The organism is Devosia honganensis, assembly GCF_042648785.1.
Lineage (GTDB): Bacteria > Pseudomonadota > Alphaproteobacteria > Rhizobiales > Devosiaceae > Devosia > Devosia honganensis.
Genome location: NZ_JBHRYD010000005.1, coordinates 218,138 through 240,279, shown reverse-complemented (window position 1 = coordinate 240,279; position 22,142 = coordinate 218,138). Strand labels below are relative to the sequence as shown.

22 protein-coding genes are annotated in these 22,142 nt (G+C 64.0%); 15 read left to right on the top strand and 7 right to left on the bottom strand.

All coding sequences use genetic code 11. The features are described from left to right. Positions 1 to 6 precede the first annotated feature (6 nt). On the bottom strand, positions 7 to 939 hold the full coding sequence (iolE, locus tag ACFOOL_RS08035; protein WP_380096439.1) for a myo-inosose-2 dehydratase: 933 nt from the start codon (positions 937 to 939) through the stop codon (positions 7 to 9). 111 nt (positions 940 to 1,050) lie between these two features. Here iolE and ACFOOL_RS08030 point away from each other — a divergent pair, with 111 nt between their 5' ends. The 8 genes from ACFOOL_RS08030 to ACFOOL_RS07995 all read left to right on the top strand — a co-directional run bounded on the left by ACFOOL_RS08030 (position 1,051) and on the right by ACFOOL_RS07995 (position 9,305). Next, positions 1,051 to 2,088 (top strand): LacI family DNA-binding transcriptional regulator, encoded by a 1,038-nt coding sequence (locus ACFOOL_RS08030; protein ID WP_380096438.1) that lies wholly within the window; start codon positions 1,051 to 1,053, stop codon positions 2,086 to 2,088. Between the two features lie 87 nt (positions 2,089 to 2,175). Beyond that, positions 2,176 to 3,069, top strand: a complete 894-nt coding sequence (locus ACFOOL_RS08025) for an SDR family oxidoreductase (protein WP_380096437.1) — start codon at positions 2,176 to 2,178, stop codon at positions 3,067 to 3,069. 8 nt (positions 3,070 to 3,077) lie between these two features. Then, a complete protein-coding gene (locus tag ACFOOL_RS08020) occupies positions 3,078 to 3,335 on the top strand; it encodes a hypothetical protein (RefSeq protein WP_380096436.1) in 258 nt (85 codons plus the stop codon). A gap of 51 nt (positions 3,336 to 3,386) precedes the next feature. After that, on the top strand, positions 3,387 to 5,027 hold the full coding sequence (locus ACFOOL_RS08015) for an alpha-amylase family protein (protein WP_380096435.1): 1,641 nt from the start codon (positions 3,387 to 3,389) through the stop codon (positions 5,025 to 5,027). Positions 5,028 to 5,082: 55 nt separating this feature from the next. Then, entirely contained in the window at positions 5,083 to 5,280 is a 198-nt protein-coding gene (locus ACFOOL_RS08010) for a hypothetical protein (RefSeq protein WP_380096434.1), read from the top strand. Positions 5,281 to 5,366: 86 nt separating this feature from the next. After that, a complete protein-coding gene (locus tag ACFOOL_RS08005; RefSeq protein WP_380096433.1) occupies positions 5,367 to 7,973 on the top strand; it encodes a membrane-bound PQQ-dependent dehydrogenase, glucose/quinate/shikimate family in 2,607 nt (868 codons plus the stop codon). Positions 7,974 to 8,055: 82 nt separating this feature from the next. Beyond that, complete coding sequence (locus ACFOOL_RS08000) at positions 8,056 to 8,808, top strand: cytochrome c oxidase assembly protein (protein ID WP_380096432.1); 753 nt, start codon at positions 8,056 to 8,058, stop codon at positions 8,806 to 8,808. After that, on the top strand, positions 8,805 to 9,305 hold the full coding sequence (locus tag ACFOOL_RS07995; RefSeq protein ID WP_380096431.1) for a CopD family protein: 501 nt from the start codon (positions 8,805 to 8,807) through the stop codon (positions 9,303 to 9,305). Before ACFOOL_RS08000 ends, ACFOOL_RS07995 begins: the two co-directional genes overlap by 4 nt. On the opposite strand, the gene ACFOOL_RS07990 is transcribed toward ACFOOL_RS07995, so the two are convergent. After that, complete coding sequence (locus ACFOOL_RS07990) at positions 9,286 to 9,780, bottom strand: DUF2231 domain-containing protein (protein ID WP_380096430.1); 495 nt, start codon at positions 9,778 to 9,780, stop codon at positions 9,286 to 9,288. The two genes, ACFOOL_RS07995 and ACFOOL_RS07990, sit on opposite strands and share 20 nt — an antisense overlap. Between ACFOOL_RS07990 and coxB the strand changes: the two genes are divergently transcribed. From coxB to ACFOOL_RS07975, 3 genes are read left to right on the top strand one after another with little or no spacing between them, the layout of a single operon-like run. Next, positions 9,766 to 10,518, top strand: coding sequence for a cytochrome c oxidase subunit II (coxB, locus tag ACFOOL_RS07985; RefSeq protein ID WP_380096429.1), 753 nt, complete (start codon positions 9,766 to 9,768; stop codon positions 10,516 to 10,518). The two genes, ACFOOL_RS07990 and coxB, sit on opposite strands and share 15 nt — an antisense overlap. Then, positions 10,515 to 13,013: a cytochrome c oxidase subunit I gene (gene ctaD, locus ACFOOL_RS07980; RefSeq protein ID WP_380096428.1), complete on the top strand. Its 2,499-nt coding sequence runs from the start codon at positions 10,515 to 10,517 to the stop codon at positions 13,011 to 13,013. The genes coxB and ctaD overlap by 4 nt, the downstream gene beginning before the upstream one ends. Continuing rightward, positions 13,010 to 13,321, top strand: a complete 312-nt coding sequence (locus ACFOOL_RS07975) for a hypothetical protein (RefSeq protein ID WP_380096427.1) — start codon at positions 13,010 to 13,012, stop codon at positions 13,319 to 13,321. Before ctaD ends, ACFOOL_RS07975 begins: the two co-directional genes overlap by 4 nt. Positions 13,322 to 13,330: 9 nt before the next feature. Here the strand turns inward: ACFOOL_RS07975 and ACFOOL_RS07970 are convergent, their stop codons facing one another. After that, on the bottom strand, positions 13,331 to 13,936 hold the full coding sequence (locus tag ACFOOL_RS07970) for a cysteine hydrolase family protein (protein WP_380096426.1): 606 nt from the start codon (positions 13,934 to 13,936) through the stop codon (positions 13,331 to 13,333). Positions 13,937 to 14,061: 125 nt separating this feature from the next. Here ACFOOL_RS07970 and ACFOOL_RS07965 point away from each other — a divergent pair, with 125 nt between their 5' ends. Continuing rightward, positions 14,062 to 14,841, top strand: a complete 780-nt coding sequence (locus ACFOOL_RS07965; RefSeq protein WP_380096425.1) for an SDR family oxidoreductase — start codon at positions 14,062 to 14,064, stop codon at positions 14,839 to 14,841. A 12-nt stretch (positions 14,842 to 14,853) separates the two neighbouring features. Here the strand turns inward: ACFOOL_RS07965 and ACFOOL_RS07960 are convergent, their stop codons facing one another. Continuing rightward, positions 14,854 to 15,267 carry a helix-turn-helix domain-containing protein gene (locus tag ACFOOL_RS07960; RefSeq protein WP_380096424.1) on the bottom strand — a complete coding sequence of 138 codons (414 nt, stop codon included), beginning with the start codon at positions 15,265 to 15,267 and terminating at the stop codon, positions 14,854 to 14,856. A gap of 151 nt (positions 15,268 to 15,418) precedes the next feature. Here ACFOOL_RS07960 and ACFOOL_RS07955 point away from each other — a divergent pair, with 151 nt between their 5' ends. From ACFOOL_RS07955 to ACFOOL_RS07945, 3 genes are all read left to right on the top strand, one after another. Next, entirely contained in the window at positions 15,419 to 16,096 is a 678-nt protein-coding gene (locus ACFOOL_RS07955; RefSeq protein WP_380096423.1) for a response regulator transcription factor, read from the top strand. Further along, positions 16,093 to 18,558, top strand: a complete 2,466-nt coding sequence (locus tag ACFOOL_RS07950) for a sensor histidine kinase (protein WP_380096422.1) — start codon at positions 16,093 to 16,095, stop codon at positions 18,556 to 18,558. The genes ACFOOL_RS07955 and ACFOOL_RS07950 overlap by 4 nt, the downstream gene beginning before the upstream one ends. A 165-nt stretch (positions 18,559 to 18,723) precedes the next feature. Continuing rightward, on the top strand, positions 18,724 to 18,897 hold the full coding sequence (locus ACFOOL_RS07945; protein ID WP_380096421.1) for a hypothetical protein: 174 nt from the start codon (positions 18,724 to 18,726) through the stop codon (positions 18,895 to 18,897). A gap of 180 nt (positions 18,898 to 19,077) precedes the next feature. Here ACFOOL_RS07945 and ACFOOL_RS07940 read toward each other — a convergent pair whose 3' ends face one another. The 3 genes from ACFOOL_RS07940 to ACFOOL_RS07930 are packed head-to-tail and all read right to left on the bottom strand — an operon-like array spanning position 19,078 to position 22,066. Beyond that, entirely contained in the window at positions 19,078 to 20,625 is a 1,548-nt protein-coding gene (locus ACFOOL_RS07940; protein WP_380096420.1) for a tripartite tricarboxylate transporter permease, read from the bottom strand. After that, positions 20,625 to 21,125 (bottom strand): tripartite tricarboxylate transporter TctB family protein, encoded by a 501-nt coding sequence (locus ACFOOL_RS07935; protein WP_380096419.1) that lies wholly within the window; start codon positions 21,123 to 21,125, stop codon positions 20,625 to 20,627. Before ACFOOL_RS07935 ends, ACFOOL_RS07940 begins: the two co-directional genes overlap by 1 nt. Beyond that, positions 21,122 to 22,066 carry a Bug family tripartite tricarboxylate transporter substrate binding protein gene (locus ACFOOL_RS07930; RefSeq protein WP_380096418.1) on the bottom strand — a complete coding sequence of 315 codons (945 nt, stop codon included), beginning with the start codon at positions 22,064 to 22,066 and terminating at the stop codon, positions 21,122 to 21,124. Before ACFOOL_RS07930 ends, ACFOOL_RS07935 begins: the two co-directional genes overlap by 4 nt. Between the last annotated feature and the right edge of the window lie 76 nt (positions 22,067 to 22,142).

The following is a 22,142-nucleotide window of genomic DNA, read 5'->3' as shown; positions in this document are numbered from 1 at the left end:
CTTGGCTCAACTCCGTTCCAGAGTCTCATGCAGGATATGTTCGGAAACGAAGCGGAAGGCGCGGGCGACGGTTTCCGCCGGTGGAGCCTGTTCGGGATCCTGCTCGGCTTCGACCACGAGCCACCCCGAATATCCGCCCTCGGCGATAAAGCGGGCGAGAGGCCGATAATCCACGTCGCCATCGCCGGGGACGGTAAACAGCCCTGCGCGGACGGCCTCGTTGAAACTCCGGTCGCGGGCGCGCACATCCGCAAGCACCGCCGCGCGGACGTCCTTGAGGTGGATATGGTTGATGCGCGGGGCGAACTCGGCAATGAGGATCGAATAATCGTACCCGGCGGCAAAGGCGTGGCCGGTATCGAGCAGAAGCCCGACCGCGGGTCCGGTGGCGGCCATGACCGCCCGTACCTCCGAAAGGGTCTCGGCCACCATCATCAGATGATGGTGATAGGCCAGCCGCAGACCGAATTCGTCGTGCAGCGCCTCGGCGAACCGGGTAAGCCGCTCGCCATAGGCGGCCCATTCCCCGGCGCTCAGCGTCCGGCGGCCCGACATGGGGATGTCCAGCGCTCGCTCCGGCATGCGGCCGCACTCGCCATAGACCATGACGGACACCCCGCAGGCCTTTAGAAGGCTGGCATGCGCACGGACCGCGGCGATCTCCTCCTGCACCGAACGGTCGGCGAGAAAGCCGTCGTGCCAACCCGAGGCCAGCCCGAGGTGATGCCGCCCGAGCAAGGCCGAAAGCGTTTCGGCCTGGCGAGGAAAAATCCTACTGAGTTCCACGCCGGCAAAACCGGCGGCGGCGGCCTCGGAAAGACATTGCTCGGCGGTCGTGCCGGCCCCGAGGTCCTTCAGGACCTCGTTCACCCATGAAAGAGGGCTGACGCCCAGTCGAATTGACTTGTCCGCGCTATGGCCGGCGACATCGCTTTTCATGGCTTCCTCTCCCTCACGGAAGAAACCCTAGCTGAACGATCCGGCCCAATGTAGTTGACTTTTGAAGGGAACCCTTCAAACCTCACATCTTTGCGGCGGGAAGTATTTTAAGTGACCAGCAAGACAACGCTCGAGCAGATCGCCAAGGCGGCAGGCGTCAGCCTTTCCACCGTCGACCGGGTGATCAATCGCCGAGGCGGCGTTTCACCGAAGGCCGAAGCGAAAGTCCTCGAATGGGCTAGCCGCCTCAATCTCGACCGCCGTATCTTCCGCAGCCATTTGAAATCCCTGCGGATCGCCATTCTGATGCAATCCCCGCACAATCCCTTCTACCGGGCGCTTCGCGATGCGTTCAGCGACCTGAACGTCTCGCAGGCGGAACTGCGGATGACGGCTTTCCTTCATTATATCGACGTGAACGACCCAGCCGGCACCGGTAGGAAGATCGACGAAGCCGCGAGCAGCTATGACGGGCTGATCATCATCTGCCAGAACGATCCCCGCCTTTCCGATGCGCTACGCCTGCATTCGGCGTCCCTGCCCATTGTCACCCTGGTTACCGACATTCCCGATTGCGGGCGGCTTGCCTATGTAGGCGCGGACAACCGCCAGATGGGCCGCGTCGTCGGTGAACTCATGGGCAGGTTCGTCGGCAATGACGGCGGCGAATTGCTCATCGTGCTGGGAATGCAGGGGATGCTCGGACACGAAGAGCGCGAAATGGGCTTTCGTACCGTCCTGCGCGAACGCTTCCCCCGGTGTCGTATCGTCGCCTCGCTCGAAAGCGGGGAAAATCCCGACCGGGCCGGCGAAGTGGTCGCCGCCGCCCTCACCGAGCATCCCGAAGTGCGCGGCATCTACAACGTCTCATCCGGCAATGTCGCCATTGCGCGCACCATGCAGGCGATGGGGCTGGCCCAGAGGGTCACCATGATCACCCATGAGTTGACCGCATCGCGGCGGCAGCTCTTGCGCGACGGCATACTCGATGCCGTGATCGATCAAAATCCGCGGCTCGAAGCGGCCCGGGCGCTTGAAGTGCTGGCGCGGCATTTTCGGCGTGGCAATCATGGCTCGATCGGCCCGCACCACACTCCGTTCGACATTTTCATCCGTGAAAACTGCCCTTCGGTCGACCCCTCGGCTTAGTCATCAAGTCGAACGATCGTTCCTCCAGCGTTTGGAACGCAATCTTGCATCGGGGCATTAGCTTTTGTTCCAGGCAAGGAGGCCGAAATGACAGACCGCTTCACCATGCAGGATCCCCGGCATCAATATCCCGCACCTCCCTTTCCCCGCCAGACGCAACCGCCCCCCGGCATCGCCGGCAAGATGGAGCCATCCCCCGACCATGGCGAGGAAAGCTATGCGGGATTCGGTCGCCTGCTGGGGCGCAAGGCGCTCATCACCGGCGGAGATTCGGGCATAGGACGCGCGGCCGCCATCGCCTATGCCAGGGAAGGCGCCGATGTGGCGATAAATTTCCTGCCCTCGGAGATCGACGACGCAAATGAAGTCATTGGCTATATCGAGCAGGCAGGCACCAAGGCCGTAGCCCTGCCCGGCGACATTTCGGACGAACAGACCTGCAAATCCATCCTGGCTCAGGCGGTAGAGCAGTTGGAGGGGTTGGACATCCTCGTCATCAATGCGGCCCGCCAGCAAGCGCGCAAATCGGTCGAGGAAGTGTCCAGCGACGATTTCGACCGTACGCTCAAGACCAATCTCTATGCCCTGCACTGGATGGCGCAAGCGGCCGTGCCGCACCTTCCGCCGGGCGCGGCCATCATCACCACGGCCTCCATTCAGGCTTTCGAACCTTCGGCGCATCTGCTGGATTACGCCACGACCAAGGCCGGCATCGTCGCCTACACCAAGGCGCTGGCCGAGCAGCTCATTAAAAAGGGCATTCGGGTCAACACCGTAGCACCGGGCCCGTTCTGGACCGTTCTTCAGCCCAGCGGCGGGCAATTCCCCGAAAAGGTGGAGAGCTTCGGGCAGAACAGCGCTTTCGGCCGCCCCGGCCAGCCGGTGGAGCTGGCACCGATCTATGTTCTGCTGGCCTCGCAGGAAGGCAGCTACATCACCGGCGAGGTTTTCGGCGTAACCGGCGGCAAGGGCGTCGCCTAGGCTCCGTCATGAGCAAGAAAATCTCCGGCGAACGTCTCCGGGCCGATATCGATGCCGGCAAGACCGGCGACAAGGTCGCCTTTCCCGACCCGGCCGCCGCGCCGCTTGCGACCGATGCGGAAGCAGGCGGGGCCACGACAGACTTTCCCTCGGAACGAAAGGACGTGGAAGACAAATCCCGTTTCCAGTGGGGCGGCCTCGGCGTCTATGTCGGCATGATCGCGGCGGTCGTCTGCGTCATTCTTATCATCTGGTGGGCTTCCTAGCTATCGCCACCCTTGCTCGAAACCCGCCGGCACCAGAAAGGAGATGACCGCATGGCACATGACGAGCCCTGGTATCTGGACGCCGTCATCTATGCGATCGACGTCAAGCGTTTTGCAGACGGCAATGGCGACGGCATCGGCGATTTCATCGGCCTGACGAAGAAAGTCCCCTATCTGGCCGAACTCGGCATCACCTGCGTCTGGCTTCTGCCCTTCTTCCCGTCTCCGGGCCGGGACAATGGCTATGACGTCAGCGACTATTATCGTGTCGATCCGCAACTGGGCACGACCGAGGACTTTCTCGATTTCCTGCACGCCGCCGGCGAGCGCGGCATCCGCGTCATCATCGACCTGGTGGCCAACCACACCTCGGACAAGCATCCGTGGTTCGAGGCGGCCCGGCGAGACGAAGCCTCATTTTACCGAAACTACTATATCTGGAGCAAGGAAGCGCCGCCGGTCGAACCGGACGATGCCTCCGTTTTCCCCGATGAGGAGCCGACGGTCTGGACCTATGACGAGGTGGCGCACGCCTATTATTTCCATAAATTCTATGCCTTCCAGCCCGATCTCAACACCGGCAATCCCGAAGTGCTCGACGCAATCGAGCGCATCATGGATCAGTGGCTCTCGCTGGGCGTTGCCGGGTTCCGCCTCGACGCGATCCCGTTCGTCATCGGACAAAACGGGTTGTCGCAGGCCGATCCGGAAAATCCCGACGGCGTTCTGCAAAGGCTGAACGGCTATATCCAGAGGCGGCGACCGGGCGGCCTTCTCGCCGGGGAAGTCAACCTGCCACCCGCCGAGACAGGCCGCTATTTCGGCCAGAACGATCAACTCGGGCTGCTCTTCAACTTTCTTATGCCCTGCTATATTTTCGCGGCCCTGGCGACAGGGCGGGCCAAACGCATCTCGGAAGCCCTGGACCTCCTGCCAGAGCCGCCTCCGGATTGCGGCTGGGCCAATTTCCTGCGCAACCTCGACGAACTGGATTTCTCCCAAGTGCCCGAAAACGTTAAAGCGGAAGCATTCTCCGCTTTCGCCAAGGACGAGAGCGTCGTGGTCCACGACCGGGGCATCAGGCGACGGATCGCGCCCATGCTGGAGGGCAATGACGACCGCACGAAAATGGCCCTGAGCCTGATGTTCTCGCTGCCGGGCGCCCCCATGCTCGTCTATGGCGACGAGATCGGCATGGGCGACGATCTCTCGCAGCCGGACCGCATTTCCGTGCGCACCCCCATGCAGTGGACCGGCGGCAAGAATGGCGGCTTCTCGAACGCCGCTCCTTCCCGCCTCATCCAGCCGACGATCGCGCAGGGCCGCTTCTCCTACACGCAGGTCAATGTGGCGCAGCAGCAGAAGGACGAGGCTTCGCTGCTGAACGCGGTGAAGACCCTGATCAGGGTCCGCCGTCAGGTCGGCACCCTGCTACGAGGCCGGACCTTTGCAGCCTCAGGGGACAATGAAGCGGTGCATGTTCGCTGCGTCGGCGACGGGGTCGAATTCGTCGTGGTCGTCCACAATCTGTCCGGCCGCCGGCAAACCATCGATCTGGCCTTTGGCGATCACTTCCTTGCCGAAATGACCGATCTGCTCAGCGCAGAAAAATTCGACCTGCACGACAACTTGCAGGTGACCTTGCCCGCCTACGGCTATCGCTGGCTCTGCGGCACGAGGATCAACCGATAGGAAACCCGGCCCCGGGCCACGCGTTGAGGAGCAGTGAGCAAAGCGGAGGCAGGTGATGACCACGGATTTCACACTGACGGCCAGGATACTCGTCGATCAGCATTACGCTGCGGGACCGGACCGGATGAAGCAAGCCATTGCGCAGGCATTGTCGGAAGCGGCAGGATCGCTCGAGCCGGACGATGAGCCGCGTCGACAGCTTTTGCGGGAAGTTTCCGAACTCGAGAAAACCTCGCAACGCGGGTCGGAATAGCGAAAAGCGCCCTCCCTCCCCGCGGAAAAAGCGGAACCACACCGGTTCGGTTGCGTTCGCCCCCAAGTGAGAAAAGGGAGGGCGGCATGGCCGGTTCGACAGCACAGCAACGGTCTTCTCGGGGACCAGCATTCTGGTGGGCGGTGATCGTCGCCGTTTTACTTGTCATTTTCGGCCTGCCCATTGCCGCTGGCGGCCTTTATCTCATTATCCTTGGCGGCTCTTGGTATTATTTACCTGCGGGGTTGGGAGTGCTGCTAACGGCATGGTTCCTGCTGCGCCGCGATATCATGGCTATGTGGGTCTATCTCGTCACCTATGCCGGCACGGTCATCTGGGCCTTGTGGGAAGCGGGCTTCAACGGCTGGGCACAGGTGCCGCGGCTGGTGGCACCGACCGTCGTGCTGATTCTGGTGCTGACCACCCTGCCGGCGCTGCGTGGTTCGGCCCGGCGTCTGGGCACGGGAGCAATAGCGGCCATGGTGACGCTCGCGGGAGCCCTTGGCGTCGTCGGCATAGCTCATAATGGCGTCGAAACAGCCGTAGCGCAGGAGACGGACGAGCCGATCGGCCAGCCGGAAGCTCCCGTAGCTCCACCGGCCACCGATACCCCCGGCGAACCCTCCTCGACACCTGCCGAACCCACGACGCCGCCCGCCGATGCCGGCCCGCCGGTTGAGCCGACTTCGCCTGCGGCGGAAGACGCGGAAGCCGCCCCGGCGGTGACCGGCCCAGGTTACGTTACATTTGAAGCCGGGGCGGACTGGCCGGCCTATGGCGGCACGCAGCACGCATTGCGCTATTCACCGCTGACACAGATCAATCTCGAAAATGTCGGACAGCTTGAAAAAATCTGGGAGTTCCGCACCGGCGACCTGCCGGAGGGCGACGAGGCGTTCGGCAACCAGAATACCCCGGTCAAGATCGGAGACCGGCTCTATCTCTGCTCCGCACTCAACAAGATAACGGCGCTGGATGCGGCGACCGGCACGCAATTCTGGACCTATGATCCGGTCGTTTCCACCGATGCCATCGGCTATAACGCCTCCTGCCGGGGACAGGTCTATTTCGAAGATCCCAATGCAGAGCAGACCGAGCTTTGCGCCGCCCGCATCGTCAATCTGACCCACGACGCGCGCATGATCGCCCTCGACACCGAAACCGGGCAGCTTTGCCCCGATTTCGGCAATGGCGGCATAGTCAATCTGATGGATGGCATCGGCGACAGCGCTCCGGGCTTTTACGCCCCGACCTCCCCGCCGACCCTGGTGCGCGACGTTCTGGTCGTGGGCAGCCAGGTCAGCGACGGCCAGACCCGCGAGGCGCCGTCCGGCGTCATCCGCGGCTACAACGCGGTAACCGGCGAACTGGAATGGGCCTGGGACATGGGCCGCCCCGGGGAAACCGGGTTGCCGCCGGATGGCGAAATTTATACGCCGGGCACACCCAATAGCTGGACCATCGCCTCGGGCGACGACGAACTGGGCCTAGTCTACATCCCCATGGGCAATTCCGCCGTGGATTATTGGGGCGGCGACCGCTCCGAGGCGGAAAACACCTACTCCACCGCCATAGTGGCTCTGGACGTGGAGACGGGCGCGGTGGCCTGGCACTATCAGACCGTCCATTACGACATCTGGGATTACGATCTGGGCGGCCAGGGCACGCTAGTGGACTTCCCCACGGCCGATGGACCGGTGCCGGCAATCGTCATGCCCTCGAAGCAGGCGCAGTTCTACATTTTCGATCGCGCCACCGGCGAGCCGCTGGTCAATATCGAGGAGCGCCCCGCACCGCAGGGCGGCGTCGAGCCGGAGCGGCTATCGCCGACCCAGCCTTATGTCACCGATTTCCCGAACCTGCTGAAGCCCGATGTGACCGAAGCGCAGATGTGGGGCGCAACGCCGCTTGACCAGCTCTGGTGCCGCATCCAGTTCCGGCAGGCGGTCTATGACGGGGTCTACACACCCCCGACCGTCGACCGGCCATGGATACAGTTTCCCGGCTACAACGGCGGCACCGATTGGGGTGGCGTGGCCATCGATCCCGAAAAGGGCATCATGATCGCCAACTACAACAACATGCCCAACTACAACCAGCTAGTGCCCCGCGAGGAAGTGGATGCCTTGGGAATCCTGCCCATTACCGATCCGAACTATACCCCGGGCGCGGGATCGGGATCGCATGGATCGATCAGCCCGCAGGCATTGACGCCCTATGGCATCCGGGTCAATGCCGGCTGGCGCGTGCCCTATACCGGCCTGCTCTGCAAGGAGCCGCCCTATGGCGGGATCGCAGCCATCGATCTCAACAGCCGCGAAATATTGTGGGACCATCCCTTCGGCTCGGCCCGCAAGAACGGCCCCTTCGGCATCCCGTCTATGCTACCCATCGATATCGGCACGCCGAACAATGGCGGCGGGGTGATCACCGCGTCGGGCCTGTTTTTCATCGGGGCGACGACGGACGATCTGTTCCGCGCCATCGACATCGAGACCGGTGAGGAGGTCTGGCAGGTGGAGCTGCCCGCCGGCGGACAGGCCAGCCCCATGACCTACGAAGCGGGCGGGCGCCAGATCGTGGTGATCAATGCCGGCGGCCACGACTTCATGGAAACCCCGATCGGCGATTATTTCATTGCCTACGCCCTGCCGGGCGGGGAAGCCACGGGCGAAGGCGCCGCTCAGCCTTGAGGCGTCCAACGATCGATACCCCGCCCCTCGTCTCCAGCGAGGGGCGGTAGACCAAGCGCCCTGCATCCCCCCGGGACCGGAAATGAATCCAGCGTCAACCTTCTCCTTCGACATGAGCTATTGCGGTTCGCCGCCGCTGCCGGACGAGCTTTGGCAAAGGTGGAACTTCGATCCGATTCTGCTCACAGTTCTGACGTTGCTGGCCGTCGTTGGCGCCACGTGGATGCGACATGCCGAAGGACCACGCCGCTGGGCTTTTGGCGGAGCCTGGGTTTTGAGCGCGGTGCTTTTCGTCTCACCGCTCTGTGCCCTTACCGTCGCATTGTTCTCCGCCCGCGTCGGCCATCATGTCTTCCTGGCCATGGTCATGGCGCCGATGCTGGCTCTGGCGCTTCCGGCGCCGTCCGTCCGGGGCTTGCCGATCTTGCCTCCGCTGGCGGTGTCGAGCGCGATATTGTGGTTCTGGCACGTACCCGATTTTTACGTGTCTGCCTTTACCTCCCCTGCGCTCTATTGGTCTATGCAAGCCAGCTTGCTTGCCGGCTTCGCCTGGTTCTGGCGCGGGCTGATCTGGAGCGAAGCGCCGATGGCGGTGGGCGTCGCCGCGCTGAGCAGCGCCATGCAGATGGGATTGCTGGGTGCGCTGCTGGTGTTCGCGCCCCAACCTCTTTATGCACCGCATCTAGCGACAACCCCAGCCTACGGACTATCGCCGCTGGGCGATCAGCAATTGGGCGGCCTCATCATGTGGGTGCCGGCGAACCTGCCGCTGATGGCATTGGTGCTGTGGCGGCTGGCGGGAGCGCTCGGACCCGGCCGCGAGGCCCGGGGATGATCGTCGCATGGATCAAGTTCATCCATGTCGCGGCCATAGCGCTCTGGTCGGGCGGGCTGGTCGCCCTGCCCTTTCTCTATCGCCAGCGCAAGGGACTGGAGGGCGAAGAACTGCACCGGCTGCATGCATTCACCCGCTTTTTCTATGTCGGGCTGGTCTCCCCGGCGGCCTTCATCGCCATCGGTTCGGGAACGGCGCTGATCTTCCTTCTGGGCGTGTACGAGAACTGGTTTTCCGCCAAGCTGCTGGCGGTGGTGGCGATGACCGGCATCCATATCTTTTCCGGCCTGGTGATCCTCCGGCTGTTCGAGGCCGGACACGCCTATCCGGCATGGCGCTTCGCACTGGCGGTGCCGCTGACGCTGCTGACCATCGGCGCGATCCTCGTCCTGGTCCTGGGCAAGCCGCGGCTGGAATGGCCCGAGGCCATATCGGCCTTTCTCACGCCCGGCGCCCTATCGGCGTTTTTCGGCCAGCTCACTGGCGGGGCGAAATGAGAAGGCCGACGCCATGATCGAACACCAGCTTGCCCCCGTGCCAGCCCGCAAAGGCGGTCGCAAGGCTGGCGAGAACCGACAGCATGAGGCCGTTGGGCAATACGGTTTCCGGCCAATAGAGCCGCAGGCCCGCATTGCACCCCGAGACGGCGAGCAGCACCATCGCCGCCACCGCATGGTTCCAACTGGCGACACGAACCCGGATGCCAGGCACCGCAAGCAATTCCAGAGTGCCGACTACCGCGGCCAGCAGGCCGAAGCCGAAGCCCGCCCCGGCGGACCATTTTCCTACCTCCAGCCAGAACGGATCGCCGCTCCACCAGTAGAAGACATCGATGCCCAGCGTGGCGATGACGAATGCGATCGGGAAGTGCACCAGCATGGCGTGGATGGGGTGACCCGCCACGGCGATGGCCGAACCGATATCCTTGGCGGCAATATCGCGGATATACGGATTGGGATGGCCGGCGGACACCTCCTGACCTTCCTCGAGCGCGATTTCCGGCTCTTCGACGTCGCCCGTGTCCTTGCCCATAGGATTGCCCGCCTTTCGAAAATTCTGGTTCCTGCTGCAACGCCTGCATTGCTCGCCGGTTGCAGCGGTGCGCTCTCCACGCTCGATCCGGCGGGGCCGAGAGCGGCAAACCTCGCCAGTCTGTGGTGGATCATGTTCGCCGGCTCCGTGGCCCTGTTCGTGCTGGTGACGGGGCTGTTCGCCCTGGCCTATCTGCGCACGAGCTGGCTCTCCCGGATGACTCCCACGCTCTGGATCGTCGGTGGCGGACTGGTCCTGCCCATCCCCATCCTGGTGCTGCTCACCGGCACCGCGCTGGTCATGGGCGAACAATTGCTGCCGCGCGGCGCGGCGCCGATCAGGATCGAGGCTCACGCCGAGCGCTGGCAATGGCGGTTCGTCTATCCGGACACCCCTGCGGGAGAAAGCGCGGTTCTGCATCTGCCCGCGGGACAGCCCGTCGACATTGTCGTGACCGCCGGGGACGTCATCCATTCGTTCTGGATTCCCCGCCTGGGTGGCAAGATCGACGCCATTCCGGGTCGTCTGAACACCGTCCGCCTGGAAGCCGACGAGCCAGGTGTCTACTGGGGAATCTGCGCGGAATATTGCGGGGAGGGACATGACGGCATGTGGTTTCCGGTGGAAGCGCACGAGGCTGGCGCCTTCGCCCGTTTGACCGGGATGGAGATGCCATGAGCGACATCTCCCCCATAAGGCTGCACAAGCAGCTCGATGCCATCTGGCGAACGCCCCCGGGGCTCGGCCGGCTCGCCAGCGTCAATCACTCGGTGCTGGGCAAACGGTTCATGGTGCTGGCGCTGGTTTTCTTCGCCATTGGCGGGTTCCTGTCCATGCTGATCCGGGCGCAACTGGCGACGCCCCACAGCGCCTTTATCGGCCCGGACCTCTACAACCAGATTTTTACCATGCACGGCACGGTGATGATGTTCCTGTTCGCCATTCCCATGGCCGAAGGCTTCGTCATCTACATGCTGCCCAAAATGCTCGGTGCCCGGGACATGGCGTTCCCCCGCCTCACCGCCTATGGCTTCTGGTGCTATCTCTTCGGCGGCGCGATCCTCGTGGCCGCGATGCTGGCAGGCGCGGCGCCGAACAGCGGCTGGTTCATGTATACCCCGCTGTCCTCGAAACCCTATACGCCGGGCATCAATGCCGATGTCTGGCTGCTGGGCATCACCTTCGTCGAAATCTCGGCGGTGACGGCGGCGGTGGAGATCTTCGTTTCGATCCTGAAGATGCGGGCCCCTGGCATGGCCCTCACCCGCATGCCGCTGATGGCCTGGTACATGCTGGTGACCTCCGGGATGATGATCGTGGGCTTTCCGCCTCTCATCCTGGGTTCAATCCTGCTGGAGCTGGAGCGGGCCTTCGGATTGCCGTTCTTCGATCCGGTCCGGGGTGGCGACCCCCTGCTCTGGCAGCATCTGTTCTGGCTGTTCGGACACCCGGAAGTCTACATCATCTTCCTTCCGGGCGCAGGCGCTCTCTCGACCATCATCCCGGTCTTCGCGCAACGCCCCATCCTTGGCTACCGCGCCATCATCGCCGCCATCGTCGCGCTCGGGTTCCTTTCCTTCGGCCTGTGGGTCCACCACATGTTCACCGTGGGCATTCCGCATCTTGCGCTGGCTTTCTTCTCGGCGGCGAGCGCCCTGGTGGCAATTCCGACGGCGGTGCAGATCTTCGCCTGGCTGGGCACGCTCGCGTCCGGGCGTCCGCGATGGGATATTCCCATGCTCTATGTCCTGGGCTTTTTCATCGTGTTCGTCATCGGCGGCCTGACCGGGGTGATGCTGGCCATGGTGCCGTTCAATACCCAGGCCCATGACAGCTATTTCGTCGTGGCGCATCTGCACTATGTGCTGGTGGGCGGCTTCGTCTTTCCCATGCTGGCCGGGCTCTATCACTGGCTGCCTCACATCAGCGGCCGGCAAAGCCTCTACCGGCTTTCGATCCCGGCGTTCTGGCTGATCCTCATCGGCTTCAACCTCACTTTCTTCCTCATGCACCTGACCGGGCTGATGGGCATGCCACGGCGCATTTCCACCTATCCGTCCAATTGGGGCTGGGACTGGTTGAACCTTCTGTCATCGGTGGGAGGCTTCATTCTCGCCATGGGGTTTGCGCTAACGCTTGCCGATGTCGTGCTGCAATTCCGCTTCGGACGGCGCTTCCGCCGCGATCCATGGAAGGCGGGTACACTGGAATGGGCGACCCCAACCCCGCCTTCCAATTATAATTTCGCGGCCATTCCCGCCATCGACAGGCGCGCCGATCAGGTCGAACCGGCCCGGATCGGCCCGGCTCTCGCTGGCGGCCGGGGATATCTGGGCTTTGCCCGCAATAACGACCAGGAAACGATGGGCGTCGACATCGTCAGCGGCGCACCCGAGCATGTGATGGTCCTGCCCCGAAGGACTTTCCTGCCGTTGTGGACGGCGCTTTCCACGGGGAGCTTCTTCCTGGCCTTATTGTTCGGCCTTTACTGGCTGGCGCCGATCTGTGCCCTTGCGACGGTGATATTGTTTCTCGCATGGCCCATCGCGCTGGGCCGGAAGAAGGATATCGGCCCGGTCGATATCGGCATGGGGCAGACCGCGCCATTCGATGTGGAAATGCCGAACAATGCATCGGTGCTGGCAAACCGCGTCACCCTCGTCATGAACGGGACGCTTTACGCTTCGCTGATCTTCGGAGGGCTGTTCCTGCTGGTGGTGGCTCCGAACTGGGCCGGTGCCGACCGGCTCGACCTGCCTTGGTGGCTGGGAATTCTGGCGGTGGTCCTCGCCTTTTGCGGTGCCGGCAGCGACTGGGCCGCGCGCGAACGCAACGGGTCGGGACAATCGCCCGGAGCGCTTCTCGCGGCTGGCACATTGATGCAGTTGGCTGGCCTCATTCTCCTGTCGCTGCTGATCGCGGCGGTGCCGGAACCGACCGGCCACGCTCGGCAGGCGGTGATTTTCGCCACCCTGGCTTATGCAGCGCTCCATTGCGCATTGGCGGCGTTGATGAGCGGCCATGCGCTGTGGCGCTTCGCCCGGGGCTATGTATCGGCCCGGCGCAATACGGAAATGACCCTGGCCTGGCTGTGGAACGGCTACGCCGCAATCGTCGCCCTGACCGCTCTTGGTCTTGCCGCGCTTTTGGGAACGGCGGGAGATTTTCCATGAATGGGCGGGACAGGCATGCGCTCTGGTCGCTGGCGGCGGGGTTTACGATCTGGTCGGGGGCATTCGTATTGCTCTACGCCTTGCAGGCACTGGGCTGCGCCTATGGCTGGCCGCACCATCGCGCGATACTGCTCATCGTCTATGCAGCGGCTCTGATACCGCTCGGATATCTGGCGCTGTTTCCCCAGCGGGCCAAGACCGGTCCCGTCTCGACCCTGTCTCGCACGGCGCTCTGGGCCAATCGGGCGGCGTTCGGGTCGGGAATACTCACATTCCTGCCGGCCACGTTCGCGACGATCTGTCTTTAGCGATCGACGTCAAAATCCCTGATCCCGCCAAAGCTGGAGCAGTTCCTCGACATCGGTGGTGGCGAGCTGGCTCTGGAAGCGGCTGTGATAGATGCCAAGCATGGCGTCATGGGTGGCGTCGGCGGACCCGAACACCGCATCCGCTGGCAGCAGGACCTGATAGCCCAGATCGATGGCTCCCATCACCGTGGCCAATACGCAAACATCGGTCTCACCGCCGCTGATCACCACCGAGGTGACGCCGCCCGAGCGCAGGGCGCGATGCAGCGTCCCGGAAAGCCAGGGCGAATAGGTCAGCTTGTCGAAGACCCGCGCCGGCGGGACGAAGCGCGCAAGCGAAGGCACCAGATCCAGCAGTTCCGGAGCCAGGCGTTCGCGCACCATGCCGGGCCAGCGTTCATAGTAACGTCGCCAGCCGCCCTGCATCTGCTCGGGCGTCTCGGGCGGCAAGAAGCGCGTGAAGATGGTTCGCGGCGCCGATTTTTGTACTAAGGCTTCAATGGCGGGCTGGATCCGCCTGAGCCAGGGGACGTGCCAATCCGTCTCCTCGGCGAAAAGCGATTGCATGTCGACGCAAATATGCGCCCAGTTCCGATCGAGATCCGTCTCAAGCACTGCTCATCGCCTTGTTCACAAACCCGCTATTGGACAAGCGGGACGGGGATTATTCGTTCCACCCTTCCTGCTTCTTGTCGAACCCGGGCGGCTTTGCGGCGTTCATCCGTGGAAAGGAGTCCATCATGAATTTGCAGGGAAAGGTCGCACTGGTCACGGGTGCGGGATCGGGGATCGGCAAGGCCGCAGCGATCCGACTGGCCCGGGAAGGCGCGCGCGTAGCGCTTCTGGGGCGCACGGAAGGCGAATTGGAGGAAACGGCGGATCGCATCGGAGCGGCGGGCGGCGAAAGCCTCGTCCTCCTATGCGACGTTTCCCGGGCGGAGGACGTGAAGAATGCCGCCAACCGGACCGCGGAAGCCTTCGGTCGGATCGATGCCGTGGTCGCCAATGCCGGGATCAACGGCGTGTGGGCCCCGATCGACGAGCTGACCCCGGAAGAATGGGACCGGACGCTGGCCATCAATCTCGGGGGCACCTATCTCACGATCCACTATACGGTGCCCCACCTGCGCCGGAACGGTGGATCGATCGTGATCATCTCCTCGATCAACGGCACCCGCACCTTCACCTCGGGCGGCGCCACCGCCTATTCGGCGAGCAAGGCAGCGCAGGTGGCCATGGCCAAGCAGCTTGCGGTCGAATTGGGAAAGGACCGCATCCGCGTCAACGCGATCTGTCCCGGCGCCATCGAGACCAGCATCGACGAGAATACCGAAAAACGGAACGTGGAAGCCGCCGAGATACCCGTCGAATGGCCGGAAGGAGACATTCCGCTTACGGGAGGCCGGTCCGGCACACCCGAAGACGTGGCCGACCTGATCGCTTTCCTGACCTCGGATCAGTCGGGCCACATCACCGGCGTCCCGATCTTCATCGACGGCGCGCAATCCCTACTGCGGTGAAGAACGGCCGCATCAGTATTTCGTAATGGGGTCGCTCGCCGGAAAGGTCTCGTCGACGGATTCGTCGAGATCGTCCCATTCCCGCGGCGGTGTCGCCTGGCCCTCGGTGCCGGCATCGCGCACCTGGACGACGGCGTCCCGCGGGCCCGGCATTTCTCCATCCCTCATGGCAGCGGCTTCGGTTTCATCCGCCGTTCCGCCTTCGCTCGGCTTCCTGCCGGCTTCGCAGCGCTCGAGCGTCTTGCGGACGCGTTCGGCCAATTGCGGGTCGTAATCCTGATCGGGCGCGGTCAGTTCGTATTGGCGCAACTGCTCCACCGAAATTCCGGCCTCGCGGGCGAATGCCTCGGGGCTCAAGCCCAGCGCCAGGCGCCGGTTGTGATCGCCCTTGGGCTGATGTCCCGAACTCGCTGTATAGGTAGCCATGACAGTGATCTCCTTTGTATTGAGAAGATCGGCGGACAAAAAAAGCTCCATCACTTTGCCGGCGCTCGCTCCAGGGACACGGCTTTTGACAAGGCGCTGCCCATTTGGGCGGGATTTGCATTACAGTCCGCGCGCTGGAGGAGGCCTTTCGATGCGCATTCTGCTGGTCGAGGACAATGAGGATTTGGGCGAGGCGATCGAAAAGCGCCTGCGCAGCGCCGGTCATTCGGTGGAATGGGTGCGCGATGGCGGCGATGTCGTGCCCACCGCGGAGGCCGATCAGTTCGATGCCGTGGCGCTGGACCTGATGCTGCCCGGACGCGATGGCATCAGCCTCATCGCCGAATTGCGCCGGCGCAAGTTCAACGCGCCCATTCTGGTGATCACCGCCCGCTCGGAGATCGACGACAAGGTCAGCCTGCTCGACCTGGGCGCGGATGATTATCTGGTCAAGCCGTTCGACCTGCGCGAGCTCGAAGCCCGATTGCGCGCCTTATTGCGGCGCACGGGCGGGCAGACATCGAGCACGGTGAGCGTGGGCAATCTCGAACTGGATCTGGCAGGACTCAATGCCGCCATAGATGGCAAGGCGCTGGAGCTGGGGCGGCGGGAGTTCAGGCTGCTGGAAATCCTCGTGGCCCATGCCGGCAAGGTGGTCGCCAAGGAAAGGCTGATGAACCAGTTGTTCAATTTCGACGAGAGCGTTTCGGTGAACGCCCTCGAGCTGCATATCTCGCGCCTGCGCAAGAAGCTGGAGGCCGCCAATGTCGAAATCGGCACGGTGCGCGGCGTGGGCTATGTGGTGCGGGTGCATGATCGGTCATCATGAGCGCGGCTAAGGACAGGAGCGGAAAGTCCTTCTCCCTCCGCCGGCGCATCTTCGCGCTGGCGGTGGTGCTGCTGCTGCTGGCGGCAGTGGTGTTGATCGTCTTCATCCGCGACTATGCCGAACGGGCGGCGGATCGGGCCTTCGACAGGCTGCTTGCCGCCTCGGCGCTGACCATCGCCGGCGCGGTACAGGTGGAAAACGAAGCCGTGGTCGTTGAAATTCCCTTCGCGGCCTTCGCGATGTTCTCCGGCGGGGACCGCGTCTTCTACGCCGTGGAAGACCCCGATGCGCGGACGGTGACCGGTTATGAGGATCTGGCGGCGCAGATGCCGGAAACGGCCTCCGCCGAGCCGAGCTTCACCGACATGACCTATCGCGACGAAACGGTGCGGGTGGCGAGCATCGGCCGGCTGATCTCGACGCCGAGCGATACGGGCTGGGTGACCATTCACGTGGCCGAGACGCAGAACCAGCGCGAGGCGCTGTCCAACGAAATCCTTTCCAACGCCGTGCTGCCCGTCATCGCGCTGACCTTGCTCGCCGTGGGCCTGGTGTGGTTCGGCGTGTCGCGCATGTTCGCGCCGCTGACCGAACTGGAGCACGAATTGCGCACCCGGCCGCCGGACGATCTCTCGCCCATCACCGTGCCGGTGCCGATAGAGGTGGATCACCTGGTCTCGGCGCTCAACGCCTTCATGGCACGCCTGCGCAACGCTATGGAACGCGTCAGCGGACTGGTGGCGGAAGCCGCCCACGAGGTGCGTACGCCGCTGGCTTCGCTGCGCGCACAGGCGGAGGTGGCAATGGACGAACACGATCCGGAGGCGCTGCGCCGCCGCGTGGGACGCATCCATCAAGGCGCGGTGCAGGCCAGCCAGCTGGTGAGCCAGCTTCTGATGGAAGCGACGATTTCCCACCGCATGGACAATCGTGAAATCGAAACGACGACGCTGCTTGCGGTGGTCGAAGAGGTGCGGCAACGGCTGGAGCCGGAAGTGCAGCGCCGCCTGTCAATCATGCTGAAGCCGGAGGCGACGGCGGCTCCCTTGCGTGGCGATCGGGTGGCCCTGCGCGAAATGATGCGCAATATCGTCGACAATGCCCTGATCTATTCGACCGGGCAGGTTTCGATTGAAGGTCACGTGGTGGGCGACATGCTGGTCTTTTCCGTGAGCGATAGCGGACCGGGCATCGACGATGCGGAAAAGCCCCTGGTGCTCGAACGCTTCCGGCGCGGCAAGGCCAGTGGCGGCACCATCGGCTCGGGACTGGGGCTGTCCATCGTTTCACGCGTGGCCGAAGCCCATCGCGGCAAGCTGGCGCTCGAGGACCGCGAGGGCGGCGGGCTGACCGTCTCCATCGCATTCCCCCTGCTCCGGCGTGCGGCCGGCGCCCTGAGCCTCGCCGCAGCCGTCCTGCTGACGGCACCGCTGTTGCTGACCAACCCTGTCGAGGCCGCTTCTACCCTCTATCCGGCGAAGGATGGCAACGCCGACACCGTTCTGACCATATTGGGCACCACCGATACGCCGCTTTTCGCCTTCTTCATCGAGGCGTTCCAGGCGCAGCGCCCCGATATCGGCATCGTCTATGAGGAATGGGATTCCCTGCCGCTCTATCAGGGATTTCTGGAGGGAAAACTCGGCAGGGAGCCGGACCTGCTGATCAGTTCGGCCTCGGACCTGCAATTGAAGCTGGCCAATGACGGATACGCGCTGGGCTATGACAGCCCCTACCTCGCCGACCTGCCCGACTGGGCGCATTGGCGCAGCGAGGTCTTCGGCTTCACCTTCGAGCCGGCGGTGATCATCTACAATCCACACGAGATCGCCGCGAGCGAGGTGCCGCGCACGCATCTGACGCTGGCGGAGTTGCTGGAAACCCAGACGGAGCGCTTCCGCGGCAGGATCGCCACCTATGATATCGCCTTGTCCGGCGTCGGCTACCTGCTGGCGGCGCAGGACCAGACCATATCCTCGACCTTCTGGCGCCTCGCAAGCGCCTTCGGGCGGGTCGGCGCCCAGTTTTCGGGGTCGAGCCCTGATATTCTCAACGGCGTCGCAGAAGGCAGCCTGGCGCTGGGCTACAATGTCCTGGGCTCCTACGCGTTCGCACGGCAGGCCGAAGGCGCCTCGATCGAGGTGGTGGTGCCGGACGATTACGTCCTGGTCCTGACGCGTTCGATGCTCATCCCCCGCTCGGCTCCCCATCCGGAGCTCGCCCGTGCATTCATCGACTTTGCGCTGTCGCCTGCCGGGCAGGCGGTCGCGGCGGGGCCGACGGCGCTGGGTGCGGTCATTCCTCAAGGGACGGGCGAATGGACCAGCGAAGCCATCGCGGCACGCGGGCGCGGGGCGATACAGCCCATCCCGCTGGGCCCGGGACTGCTGGTCGCGCTCGATACGCTGCGTCGGCAGCGCTTTATCGACACCTGGCAGGAGATCGTCTCTCCCAAGCCCTGACCTTGCTCGGCGGGCAGGAGGGGGTGTCCCGATCAGAAGATTTACCGCAAGCGCATGGCTGGGATGTCAAAACGGCCCTTCCGTATGGCGGATCCCGGCACCATCTCAGGGTCATGGAAGCGGCCCGGGCCGATACCGGGTCCCCAAAACGAGAGGACCGCCCCTATGACCACCCCGCGCAAGAACAAGTTCCTTAACGCTCTCGATACGTTCGCGACCGTGTTTGGCAGTGCCGCTGCGGTGTCGGCGGCGGTCGAGGCCGGCCGGACGCCTGGAAGCCGGCATCTGCGGAACCTCGGCATCGATCCGAAGAATTTCAATTCGATCGGCCGGTTCTGACCAATTTCCCAGCCGCCGCTTTTCCGGGCCGGCAACGGCGCGGAACATGGCGGATCGTCGCAGACGCAGGCTATCGTCCTCCCTCGATGCCATGCGCCAAGCTGTCGACGCAAGAAAGCCCGGATGCCGGTTCCCTCGCCGGCATCCGGGCTTTCGCCTTTGTAGGCCCGCTGGCCTTTCTCAATCCTCGTCGGTGGCAAGCTGTCCCAGCACCTCGCCCTTGCCGCGGAGCCTGAGGAAAAGCGGCAATCCGACCGCCAGGATCGCCACCAGATAGAGGACGATGGAGACGGGCGATGAAACGAGGATGGCCAGGTCGCCCTGACTGATGGCGAGCGCACGGCGCAATTGCTGCTCGGCCATGGGCCCCAGGATCAGGCCCACGACGACCGGGGCGATGGGATAGCCGAAGCGGCGCAGCAAATAACCCAGAACGCCGAAGGCGAGCAGTAGCACCAGTTCGAACGAAATCCGCACCGGCCCGATGGCCATCGACATGGCCCCGTTGGCACCCAGCGTTCCCAGCGTGGCGAACACCAAGATGCCGCCGTAGAGCCAGGGTTTCGGGATGGTGAGCAGTTTCACCCACAGCCCGATCAACGGCAGGTTGAGAACCAGGAGCATGAAGTTGGCGACCAGCAGGCTCGCGATCAGCGCCCAGACCAGCGTGGCATTGTTGGCGAACAGCAAGGGACCGGGCTGCAGGCCGAATTGCTGGAAGCCGGCCAGCATGATGGCGGCGGTGGCGGTGGTGGGCAGGCCCAGCGTCAGCAGAGGCACGAGCGTGCCCGCCGCGGACGCATTGTTGGCGGCTTCGGGTCCCGCGACGCCCTCGATGGCGCCATTGCCGAACTCCTCGGGGTTCTTCGAAAAATTCTTTTCCGCGCTGTAGGAGAGGAAGCTGGCGACGTCGGCGCCGCCCGCAGGCATGGCGCCGATGGGGAAGCCGATGAAGGTGCCGCGCAGCCAGGAGGCCCAGCTCCGCTTCCAATCCTCGATAGTCATCCAAACCGAGCCCTTGACCGCCACGACCTCAGCCTTGACCTGTTCGGGGTCGGAGGCCGTCTTGAGGGTCTCACCGATGGCGAAAAGGGCGACCGCGAGCGTCGTGACCTCGATGCCGTCGAGCAGGTCCATGATGCCGAAGGCGAGTCGGGTCTGACCGGTCTGCAGGTCGATGCCGATGAGCCCCAGGCCCAGACCGATGAACAGGGCGGTCAACCCGCGCAGGGCACTGTCGCCGAAGGCGGCCGAAACGGTGATGAAGGCCAGCACCATCAGCGCGAAATAATCGGCCGGGCCGAAGGACAGCGCCAGCCGGACCACATAGGGCGCGACGAAGGCGAGCCCCAGCGTGGCGATGAGGCCGGCAACGAAGGAGCCGATGGCGGCGGTGGCGAGCGCCGGCCCGCCCCTGCCCTGCCGGGCCATCTTGTTGCCCTCGAGGGCGGTGATGATGGAAGCGCTCTCGCCCGGCGTATTGAGCAGAATGGAAGTGGTCGATCCCCCATACATGCCGCCGTAATAGATGCCGGCGAACATGATCAGCGAACCGGCGGGATCGAGCTTGTAGGTGACGGGGAGAAGCAAGGCCACGGTCAGGGCGGGGCCGATGCCGGGGAGCACGCCCACGGCGGTGCCCAGGGTCACGCCGATCAACGCATAGATCAGGTTCTGAACCTGGAAGGCGGAGACGAGGCCTTGAGCGAGAAGATCGAAAGTTTCCATCAGCCGAAACTCCCCGTCGTCAGCAGGCGCTCCACCGGCCCGGTCGGCAGGGACAGTTGCAGGCCCTTGGCGAACATGAACCAGACGATGAAGGCGAAGACCGCGCCGATTGCCGTCGTCCGCCAGAGCGGACCGCGGCCGAAGGCCTTGGCCGTAAAGGAGAAGAGCACGCCGGTGGCGATGGAAAAACCAGCGGTGGACAGGAGCAGGATCTGTGCCACAAGACCCCCGACGATCCACAGGATCGGCCGGAAATCATCCTTGCTGCGCTCGGGAAAGCCGTTGCGCAGCGCGGAAACGACGGTGCCGACAGCCAGAAGCGCCAGGCCGGTGGCAACCACATAGGGGAATACCGTCGGGCCGACGCGCTGCTGCACTGGGGGCACGCGCATCTGGGCGGTCTGCCAGAAGATCACCACGGCGATACCGGCAAGGATGGCGGCGACGACAAGCGCCGCCCCATCGGGGCGGCGCTCAGGCCTGGAGGAGCCGGTTGTCATTGGACGAGGCCGATATCTTTCAGGATGGCCTCGGTGGCGGCGATATCGGCATCGAGCTGGGTCTCGAAGGCTTCGCCGTCGAGATAGGTGTCGACCCAGCCCTTGGTCTCGAGCGCGGTCTGCCAGGCAGCCGATTCCGCCATGGCCTTGATGTCGGCGGTGATGGCGTCCCGCTGCTCGTCGGTGATGCCCGGAGCGGCGGCGACCATGCGCCAGTTCTGCACCGCCACGTCGACGCCGGCTTCCTCGAGGGTCGGCGCATCGAAGCCCGGTACGCGGGTATCGGTGGAAACGGCGATCAGGCGCAGTTCGCCGGCATCGATCTGCGGGCCGAACTCGCTGATACCGGAAATGCCCACGGTCACCTGGCCGCCCAGAATGGCCGCCAGCGCCTCGCCACCGCCCGAATAGGCGATGTAGTTGACCTGGGTAGGATCGACGCCGATGGCCTTGGCGATGAGGCCGGCGGTGATATGGTCGACGCCGCCTGCGGAACCGCCGGCCCAGGATACGGCGCCGGTGTCTTCCTTCAGCTTGGCCACCAGATCGTCCATGGACTGGATGTCGGAGGCGGTCGGGACCACGATGCCGACGGCTTCACCGGTGAGGCGGGCGATGGGCGTGACATTATCGAGGGTCACGGGCGAGGCATTGGTGAGAATGGCGCCGACCATGACGTAACCGCCGACGATCAGGGCGTTGGGATTGCCGTTATCCTGAGTGGCGAACTGGGCCAGCCCGATGGTGCCGCCGGCACCGGCAACGTTGACGACCTGCACATTGCCCGAGATGCCTTCGGCGGTGAGCGCCTCCTGCATGGTGCGGGCGGTCTGGTCCCAGCCGCCGCCGGGAGCGGCGGGCGCAATGATGGTATAGTCGGCCGCATAGGCCGACACGGACAGGGCGCTCGACACCAGCGCCGCGAGAAGAAGCTTGTTCATAGATCCTCCCAAAAACAAGGCGGACAATTTCTGTCCGTAACGGAGAGCTTAGGCCCCCTCCCTGTCACCGTCCTGT

Excerpts from the sequence above, each read along its gene's own strand:
- iolE (WP_380096439.1), bottom strand. The coding sequence starts at position 939 with ATGAAAAGCGATGTCGCCGGCCATAGCGCGGACAAGTCAATTCGACTG.
- ACFOOL_RS08025 (WP_380096437.1), top strand. The coding sequence starts at position 2,176 with ATGACAGACCGCTTCACCATGCAGGATCCCCGGCATCAATATCCCGCA.
- ACFOOL_RS08020 (WP_380096436.1), top strand. The coding sequence starts at position 3,078 with ATGAGCAAGAAAATCTCCGGCGAACGTCTCCGGGCCGATATCGATGCC.
- ACFOOL_RS08015 (WP_380096435.1), top strand. The coding sequence starts at position 3,387 with ATGGCACATGACGAGCCCTGGTATCTGGACGCCGTCATCTATGCGATC.
- ACFOOL_RS08010 (WP_380096434.1), top strand. The coding sequence starts at position 5,083 with ATGACCACGGATTTCACACTGACGGCCAGGATACTCGTCGATCAGCAT.
- ACFOOL_RS08005 (WP_380096433.1), top strand. The coding sequence starts at position 5,367 with ATGGCCGGTTCGACAGCACAGCAACGGTCTTCTCGGGGACCAGCATTC.
- ACFOOL_RS08000 (WP_380096432.1), top strand. The coding sequence starts at position 8,056 with ATGAATCCAGCGTCAACCTTCTCCTTCGACATGAGCTATTGCGGTTCG.
- ACFOOL_RS07995 (WP_380096431.1), top strand. The coding sequence starts at position 8,805 with ATGATCGTCGCATGGATCAAGTTCATCCATGTCGCGGCCATAGCGCTC.
- coxB (WP_380096429.1), top strand. The coding sequence starts at position 9,766 with ATGGCCGGCGGACACCTCCTGACCTTCCTCGAGCGCGATTTCCGGCTC.
- ctaD (WP_380096428.1), top strand. The coding sequence starts at position 10,515 with ATGAGCGACATCTCCCCCATAAGGCTGCACAAGCAGCTCGATGCCATC.
- ACFOOL_RS07975 (WP_380096427.1), top strand. The coding sequence starts at position 13,010 with ATGAATGGGCGGGACAGGCATGCGCTCTGGTCGCTGGCGGCGGGGTTT.
- ACFOOL_RS07965 (WP_380096425.1), top strand. The coding sequence starts at position 14,062 with ATGAATTTGCAGGGAAAGGTCGCACTGGTCACGGGTGCGGGATCGGGG.
- ACFOOL_RS07960 (WP_380096424.1), bottom strand. The coding sequence starts at position 15,267 with ATGGCTACCTATACAGCGAGTTCGGGACATCAGCCCAAGGGCGATCAC.
- ACFOOL_RS07955 (WP_380096423.1), top strand. The coding sequence starts at position 15,419 with ATGCGCATTCTGCTGGTCGAGGACAATGAGGATTTGGGCGAGGCGATC.
- ACFOOL_RS07950 (WP_380096422.1), top strand. The coding sequence starts at position 16,093 with ATGAGCGCGGCTAAGGACAGGAGCGGAAAGTCCTTCTCCCTCCGCCGG.
- ACFOOL_RS07945 (WP_380096421.1), top strand. The coding sequence starts at position 18,724 with ATGACCACCCCGCGCAAGAACAAGTTCCTTAACGCTCTCGATACGTTC.
- ACFOOL_RS07940 (WP_380096420.1), bottom strand. The coding sequence starts at position 20,625 with ATGGAAACTTTCGATCTTCTCGCTCAAGGCCTCGTCTCCGCCTTCCAG.
- ACFOOL_RS07935 (WP_380096419.1), bottom strand. The coding sequence starts at position 21,125 with ATGACAACCGGCTCCTCCAGGCCTGAGCGCCGCCCCGATGGGGCGGCG.
- ACFOOL_RS07930 (WP_380096418.1), bottom strand. The coding sequence starts at position 22,066 with ATGAACAAGCTTCTTCTCGCGGCGCTGGTGTCGAGCGCCCTGTCCGTG.